Origin of the sequence: Aeromonas sp. 102P (assembly GCF_051920345.1) — a bacterium.
Lineage (GTDB): Bacteria > Pseudomonadota > Gammaproteobacteria > Enterobacterales > Aeromonadaceae > Aeromonas > Aeromonas veronii.
The window spans coordinates 20,502-27,500 of sequence record NZ_JBQBCZ010000007.1; the positions used below are offsets into that span (position 1 = coordinate 20,502).

General features: G+C 57.7%; 2 protein-coding genes, 1 tRNA gene, 2 rRNA genes and 1 pseudogene (1 of these 6 cut by a window edge). 2 read left to right on the forward strand and 4 right to left on the reverse strand.

Features of this window, described 5'->3' with window-relative positions; genetic code table 11:
- Positions 1-17: 17 nt before the first annotated feature.
- Both ACTG1K_RS23110 and ACTG1K_RS23115 read left to right on the forward strand, forming a co-directional pair.
- Positions 18-1,378: pseudogene (locus ACTG1K_RS23110) on the forward strand (ATP-binding protein).
- A gap of 140 nt (positions 1,379-1,518) precedes the next feature.
- A complete protein-coding gene (locus tag ACTG1K_RS23115; RefSeq protein ID WP_440004738.1) occupies positions 1,519-2,907 on the forward strand; it encodes a transporter substrate-binding domain-containing diguanylate cyclase in 1,389 nt (462 codons plus the stop codon).
- 67 nt (positions 2,908-2,974) lie between these two features.
- Here ACTG1K_RS23115 and ACTG1K_RS23120 read toward each other — a convergent pair whose 3' ends face one another.
- The 4 genes from ACTG1K_RS23120 to ACTG1K_RS23135 all read right to left on the reverse strand — a co-directional run.
- Positions 2,975-4,927, reverse strand: coding sequence for a ligand-gated channel protein (locus ACTG1K_RS23120; protein ID WP_263718884.1), 1,953 nt, complete (start codon positions 4,925-4,927; stop codon positions 2,975-2,977).
- Between the two features lie 585 nt (positions 4,928-5,512).
- A tRNA-Asp gene (locus ACTG1K_RS23125) sits at positions 5,513-5,589 on the reverse strand.
- Positions 5,590-5,686: 97 nt separating this feature from the next.
- Positions 5,687-5,801 (reverse strand): 5S ribosomal RNA (gene rrf / locus ACTG1K_RS23130).
- Between the two features lie 109 nt (positions 5,802-5,910).
- Positions 5,911-6,999: ribosomal RNA gene (locus tag ACTG1K_RS23135) — 23S ribosomal RNA — on the reverse strand; it runs 1,800 nt beyond the window's last position.

The following is a 6,999-nucleotide window of genomic DNA, read 5'->3' on the forward strand; positions in this document are numbered from 1 at the left end:
GACGACTGTGGGCACGGATGTGGCCCAAGGGGCTGACCGGCCAGATCATTCTGGTGGCGCTGGCGGGGTTGATCCTGATCCAGCTGCTCAGTATCCAGATCTACCGCACGGATCGGGAGGAGGCGCTCGGCTTCGTCAACAGCCGCAACGCCATGCAGCGGATCATCTCGGTGGTCAGGCTGCTCTCCCTCTCCCCCCGTCCCTCTATGACGAGATCCTCAAGGCGAGCCGCAGCGAGACCCTGCTACTGCGCCTCTCCGACGAGCCGCTGCAACCGGATAACCGCAGTCCCCGCTTCGAGCAGCTGGTGCGCTCGCGCCTCAACTACCCCGCCGGCCTCACGGTCGAGATCAGCGCCGAGCTGAAAGAGGATACCCAGCGCAGCAAGGCGTGGGAACATCATGCCCGCATGATGCGGGATCGCAAGGGACCGCCCCCGCCGCGGGATATGCGGCTCTATGGCTCCATCGAACTGCCGCAGGGGGGCTGGCTGCAGTTCAGCTCGCTGGTCGACAAGGAGGCGGGCAGCTGGTCGTGGCAGACCACCCTCAACCTGATGCTGGTCGCCAGTCTGGTGATCGGACTGATGGTGCTGCTGTTTCGCCGTGCCACTCGCCCGCTCAAGCAGCTGGCAGGCAATGCGGAGCGGCTCGGACGGGGCGAGGATATCGAGCCCTTGAAAGAGGAGGGGCCGACCGAGATCCGAGAATCGATTCAGGCCTTCAACCGGATGCACACCCGGCTCGACCGCTTCGTGCAGGACAGAACCCGGATGCTGGCGGCCATCTCCCACGATCTGCGTACCCCCATCACCAGCCTGCGGCTGCGCACCGAGTTTCTGGCCGATGGCGAGGACAAGGAGCGGATCCAGCAGACCCTGCAACAGATGGAGCAGATGCTGGCCGCGACCCTCAGCTTTGCTCGCGAGGAGGGGCAGCAGGAGGCTACCCGCGAGCTGGATCTGGTCAGCCTGCTGGTCAGCCTGTGCGATGACTATGCCGATACCGGCCAGCCGGTCACCTGTCTGGCGGAAGGCAAAGAGGTCTACGCCTGCCGGGCCAACACCCTGCGCCGGGTGTTGCAGAACCTGATCGGCAACGCCATCAAATATGCCGGCAGCGCCGAAGTGTCGCTGGAGCGGCGCAAGGAGGAGCTGTTGATCCGGGTCTGCGACAACGGGCCGGGGATCGATCCGGCGCGGCTGGAGGATGTGTTCAAGCCGTTCGTGCGGCTCGATGAAGCGCGCAATACCGAGTCCGGCAGTGTCGGGTTGGGGCTCTCCATCGCCCGCACCCTGGTCCATCAGCACGGCGGCGAGCTGACCCTGCTCAATCGGCCACAGGGGGGACTGGAGGCGCGGATCAGCCTGCCGCTGTAAGTAGTTACCCTATCCGCCAGCCTTGTCATGGCGCCATTTGCATCATGCAAACTTCATCATTTGAGCGCTTGTTCTTCGATCAGAAAGGCGGTGATAATCGATGACCACGGGACGGTATACGGCAACGGATTGGAGCAAGGATGGCCTCTTCCAGGACAGGAGTCATAGTCAGTATCGGATGGGGGCTCCTGCTACTCGCCCTTGCTCTGCCTGTCTGGGCCAAAGCTCCGGAAGAGCCGATCATCATTACCAACTCCAAAGCCTGGCAGCCCTTCTCCTATATCAATGAGTCGGGCCAGCCGGATGGCCTGCTGATCGATTTGTGGCGTGAATATGCCCGGGTGACCGGCCAGAAGATCGAGTTCAGGCTGGTCGACTGGCAAGGCTCCCTCGACCTGCTCCATGAGGGGAAGGCGGACGTTCACGCCGGACTGCTCTGGTCACCGGAGCGGGACAAACTGTTCGACTATGGCCGCCCTCTCGCCCAGCTCGACTCCCAACTCTTCTTCTCGAGCGAATTGCGCGGCACCGATGTACATTACTACCTGCTCCATGAAACGGTCGGTGTGGTAGCCGGTGGCTACGAGGAGTATTACGCCAGACGCTACTTCCCCGGCACCAGACTGCAGACCTTCAATGACAATGACACCCTGCTGGCTGCGGCCTTCAAGGGTGAAGTGAAGGCCTTTATCGCCGATCTGCAGGTCGCCAACTTCTACATCTATACCTCGGACGATCCCACCCGCTTTATTCCGGTTCGCCACCTCTATACCGACCAGATCCGCTTTGCGGTGAAAAAGGGTGACCTTGCCCTGCTAAACCGGCTGGAAGAGGGCTTCGCCAAGCTCAAAGAGAGCGATCGGGAGCGGATCATCCGCAAATGGATGCATGTCGAAACCGTCTACCCCATCCATCTCGGTCCCTGGCTACTGCTGGCCGGGGCATTGATCATGGTGGCCTACATAGTGCAACTGCGCCGCGCCGTTGCCAGCCGTACCACCGAGTTGAGCCGCGCCAACGCCAGACTGGAGAAACAAGCCAGTACCGACCCCCTGACCGGTCTGCTCAACCGACGGGCATTCATGCCCGCCATGGAGCAACGACTGGCAAGCGGGGAGCCCTGTGCCCTGTTGCTGTTCGATGTGGATCACTTCAAGGAGACCAATGACCGCTTTGGTCATGGCATCGGGGATCTGCTGCTGGAAAAGCTGGCCACGACTGTGACCAACCTGTTGCCCAAAGAGGCTCTGCTGGCCCGCATCGGCGGCGAAGAGTTTTGCCTGCTGCTACCGCTGGCCACATTGGCAGAGACAGAAGAGTGGGCCGAGCGTATCTGCCTGGAGAGCAACCGGCAAACCCTGCACACCAGCAGCGGCGAGGTGGCCCTCTCCATCAGCACCGGGGCAGTCTGGGTCGCCGCAGAGAGAGAGGCTGATGCCGACCAGCTACTACGGCAGGCTGACGCCCTCATGTATCAGGCCAAGGGACTGGGGCGCAATACCTGGCAAGCCGCCGCCTATCAGGGATAGCCCTCTGACGGACACGCAATAAAAACGGCCGCCATCGGAAGATGGCGGCCGCATGAGTGGTTCCCTATCAGAAGTTGTAGGTCACGCCCAGGTTGTAACGGCGACCATCCAGCACAGTGCCATAGCTGCTGTAATCCACCGTCTTGTCGAAGAGGTTGTAGACCCCGGCAGTCAGATCCAGATGCTTGTTGGCCTTGTAGACCAGGCCCATGTCAAAGAAGGTGTAGGAAGGGGTCCCCTCCGCCATCTTGACCCGGCTCAGGTACTCGGAGGTCTCGCCACGGAAGTTGACCCGTGACCAGAGGCTGAGATCCTCGGTGGTTTGCCAGTCAACACTACCGTTGAGCATGTGGCGGGGCCTCTGGTTGAGGGCATGACCCGCCAGTGGACCACTCTTCTGCTCGGACTGGGTGAAGGTGTAGCTGGAGCTGACCGACCAATCCTCATTGATAGCCCAATCCATCATCCCCTCGACCCCGCGCATATTCGCCTTGTCGACGTTGACCCGATCGCTGATGAAGTCATAACTGTGACCATTGAGGGTACAGGCGGGATCGCTCTTGCTGGTGCAACGACGCACTTCGGAGATCTTGTTCTTGAAGTCGGTGTTGAACAGGGTCACTCCGGCGTTGAGCCCCTGATGACCGTTCCACAGCAGGCCGATCTCTTCACTCACGCTGGTCTCTGGTTTGAGATCAGGGTTGCCGACCAGTACGCCATCCTGACTGCGGCCGCCAGTAGCCTGGCCCCAGTTGGCCGCCGACATCCGCAAGTCAGGGGAGCGGTAGCCGGTCGAGACGCCTCCTTTCAACGTCCAGCTATCATCCAGATGCCAGACGCCGTAGAGACGAGGGCTCCAGTGAGAGCCGTAGTTCTGGTCCCGATCCATGCGGGCGCCTCCGGTCAGGGCAAAGCTGTCAGTGAGTGACCACTCATCCTCGACAAACATTGCCCAGCTCCAGCGGGTCAGCTGCTCGGCAGGGTTGGCCACTGTCAGGGCATTGCCTTGATCGTGCAGATCCTCATAACGATACTGACCACCGACACTCAAGTAATGATCCCCCAGAATAAACTGGGTATGGGTATCGGCGATGGTATTGGTAAGCTCCATCTTGCGAACGGGGTTACTGTTGGCCTCCTGCTGCAGATAGCTGCTGGAAGAGCCGAAATCATACTGACCATCATGGGTCAGCGCATAGTTGGTGCGCTCGTAGCGATAGAGGCTATCTGTCGCCTTGACATCCAGCGAATTGCCGGCCGTGCGATCCCGATCCTGCAGACTGCGACTGGCCTCCAGATCGAAGCGATTCTGCTCATCAGGCTTGAAGCTGAGCACTGCCGTGCCACTGCGAGTCTCCTGCTCGGCAAAACCCTGGGTAAATTTGTCTTCGCCACGATGAGCCAGCTGGCCATTGAAGCGCAGCCCCAACACGCCATCGATCAATGAACCTGCGGTATAGGCATCGGTCTGGAAGCTATTACCGGCATCCTTGTTCTCCTGGAAGGTCGAATCTGCGTGAACCGACCCCTGCCAGGCCAGACCGGTGGTCTTGCGGGTAATCACGTTAATCACACCACCCATGGCATCTGAACCATAACGGGATGACATGGGACCACGGACGACCTCAATGCGCTCGATCGCCTGCAGTGGCGGCAGCCAGCCCTGCTCGATACCAGCTTCATCGCTATTGGGGCGAGTACCACGACTATCCACCTTTTTGCCATCAACCAGCATCAGGGTGTATTTCGATCCCATACCGCGAATGCTGATATCACTGCTGCTGCCACCGCCAGTCACCACAACACCGGGAACATCCTTCAGGGCATCGGTCACATCGCGATAGGCCCGCTTCTCCAGCTGCTCACGGGTAATCACAGAGATGGAGGCAGCAGAGTCTTCAATCTTCTGCTGGAAGCCGGAAGCGGTGACGACCATCACCTCTTGTTTGGCTGCGTGGGCCTGGGTCGCAAGAAGGGAGCAGACCAGCAAGGCAAGCTTGTTCGGTTTCACTGTTGTCATGTTTTAGCCTGAACGTTTTTAGTAGGAAGGTGGCGTATTCCCTTACTTCATTCGTTACAACGCCTTGGCATCCGGCCAGGTGCAGCATCAAAAAAGGCTCATTTGAAAAGCACTTTATTAATCAGCCCGCATTGTAACTACCCCATCCCAACAATTCAAATAACAATCATTATCGTTCGCCTCGTATGGTATTCCTGCTGCAAAACAGCTCATTCTTGATAAGAGACTGTTTTAATGGAATAAATCTATAAACAAACAAGGGGATTACACAAACAAGAGGAAGTGATGACGTACCATTGCAAGACGGCCTGATTTAATCCTCAAGCTCTATCAGCTCGCTGCGGAACAATATGGCCAAGATGGGATGTGCTGCGATACAGAGTTGGAAATAGTAGCCAGAACGCCAACAGGGGAAGGTATTGCCATCGTGGTGGGATGTCGGCAACTCACCAGCAGACTAAAAACATCAAAACCCAGTCGTGAGGCCGGGCTTTGTGTTGGTTCTTGCGTACAAATCTGTGGGACTTATGGACAAAACCACCCATAGCAAAAAGGCCTTCCCAATCGGGAAGGCCTTAAAATTAGTGGCGGAGCGGACGGGACTCGAACCCGCGACCCCCGGCGTGACAGGCCGGTATTCTAACCGACTGAACTACCGCTCCGCATTCGGTTAGCTTTCGCTAAATCTTCTGCTGCATTTTCTGAGGTGTCATCCTCGCAGCCAGTGACGTGATTCTTCACATCGCTGTTTAATTGAGTGCCTGGCAGTGTCCTACTCTCGCATGGCGAATGCCACACTACCATCGGCGCTACCGCGTTTCACTTCTGAGTTCGGCATGGGATCAGGTGGTTCCACGGCGCTATGGCCGCCAGGCAAATTCTTAATCTAGAAAGCTGACGTGAATAACGACTAGGTCATTATCACTGAATTAGTAGTTCGCTTGGTATCTGTTACAAGCCTTAGAACACTTCTTGGGTGTTGTATGGTTAAGCCTCACGGGTAATTAGTGCGGGTTAGCTCAATGCATCGCTGCACTTACACACCCCGCCTATCAACGTTGTGGTCTCCAACGGCCCTTTAGGACCCTCAAGGGGTCAGGGATGACTCATCTCAGGGCTCGCTTCCCGCTTAGATGCTTTCAGCGGTTATCGATTCCGAACTTAGCTACCGGGCAGTGCCACTGGCGTGACAACCCGAACACCAGAGGTTCGTTCACTCCGGTCCTCTCGTACTAGGAGCAACTCCCTTCAATCATCCAACGCCCACGGCAGATAGGGACCGAACTGTCTCACGACGTTCTGAACCCAGCTCGCGTACCACTTTAAATGGCGAACAGCCATACCCTTGGGACCGACTTCAGCCCCAGGATGTGATGAGCCGACATCGAGGTGCCAAACACCGCCGTCGATATGAACTCTTGGGCGGTATCAGCCTGTTATCCCCGGAGTACCTTTTATCCGTTGAGCGATGGCCCTTCCATTCAGAACCACCGGATCACTATGACCTACTTTCGTACCTGCTCGACCTGTCCGTCTCGCAGTTAAGCTGGCTTATGCCATTGCACTAACCTCCTGATGTCCGACCAGGATTAGCCAACCTTCGTGCTCCTCCGTTACTCTTTGGGAGGAGACCGCCCCAGTCAAACTACCCACCAGGCACTGTCCGCGAGCCCGATTCAGGGCCCTGCGTTAGAACATCAAACATACAAGGGTGGTATTTCAAGGACGGCTCCAGCGCAACTGGCGTCACGCCTTCAAAGCCTCCCACCTATCCTACACATGTAGGTTCAATGTTCAGTGCCAAGCTGTAGTAAAGGTTCACGGGGTCTTTCCGTCTAGCCGCGGGTACACCGCATCTTCACGGCGAATTCGATTTCACTGAGTCTCGGGTGGAGACAGCATGGCCATGGTTACACCATTCGTGCAGGTCGGAACTTACCCGACAAGGAATTTCGCTACCTTAGGACCGTTATAGTTACGGCCGCCGTTTACCGGGGCTTCGATCAAGAGCTTCGCTTGCGCTAACCCCATCAATTAACCTTCCGGCACCGGGCAGGTGTCACACCCTATAC

Excerpts from the sequence above, each read along its gene's own strand:
- ACTG1K_RS23115 (WP_440004738.1), top strand. The coding sequence starts at position 1,519 with ATGGCCTCTTCCAGGACAGGAGTCATAGTCAGTATCGGATGGGGGCTC.
- ACTG1K_RS23120 (WP_263718884.1), bottom strand. The coding sequence starts at position 4,927 with ATGACAACAGTGAAACCGAACAAGCTTGCCTTGCTGGTCTGCTCCCTT.